Origin of the sequence: Undibacterium sp. Ji50W (genome assembly GCF_049340445.1) — a bacterium.
GTDB lineage: Bacteria > Pseudomonadota > Gammaproteobacteria > Burkholderiales > Burkholderiaceae_D > Undibacterium.
The window spans coordinates 1-712 of the sequence record NZ_JBMPOX010000064.1 but is presented as its reverse complement, the minus strand read 5'-3'; the positions used below and the strand labels follow the sequence as shown (position 1 = coordinate 712).

At 46.8% G+C, this 712-nt stretch carries 2 protein-coding genes; both read left to right on the top strand.

The window, feature by feature from the left end:
• The first annotated feature begins 15 nt into the window (after positions 1–15).
• Positions 16–450 (top strand): ExbD/TolR family protein, encoded by a 435-nt coding sequence (locus tag ACO0K9_RS28000; RefSeq protein WP_422990679.1) that lies wholly within the window; start codon positions 16–18, stop codon positions 448–450.
• Between the two features lie 105 nt (positions 451–555).
• A partial coding sequence (locus tag ACO0K9_RS27995) for a biopolymer transporter ExbD (protein ID WP_422990677.1) occupies positions 556–712 on the top strand: 157 nt, incomplete at its 3' end.

Here is a 712-nt window from a genome sequence, read left to right as displayed (position 1 = left end):
GAAAGAGAACACATTATGGCAATGGCAATTGGCAATGATGGTGATGGCGAAGACGAAGTCAACAGCACCATCAACACCACCCCGCTGGTCGACGTCATGCTGGTTTTGCTGATCATCTTCCTGATCACCACCCCGGTGATTACAGATACGGTCAAGCTCAAGCTGCCGGCAGAAACAAACGTCATTTACAAGACCAAACCGGAAAACATCACCTTGTCCGTGAACAAGGATGGTGATCTGTACTGGAACGGCAGCATGCGTCCATTGAAAGGCACGGATGACCTGTTTGAGAAATTGAAAGTGGAAGCGGTGAAGGTACCGCAACCTGAGTTGCACATCCGTGGTGATCAAAACACCCGCTATGAATTTATTGGCAAGAGCATCTTGACAGCACAGCGGGCAGGGATCGCCAAGGTCGGCTTCGTGATTGAACCGCCTGCACGGAACTAAGCGCAATTTGTGTCTCTGCGGTAAAGATGTCAGGTCTTGATTTTGATTTTTATTCAGATTCCGAATCATTCGTGATGTGAATAAGTGATTCGTAAAGGAAGCATTATGGGTATGCAAATGGGTTCCGGCGGTGCTTCAGCTGATCCGGAAGTAATGATAGAAATGAACATGACGCCATTGATTGACGTCATGCTGGTATTGATCATTATGTTGATTATTACCATTCCTATTCAGAACCACGCGATCAATCTGAATATGCCGA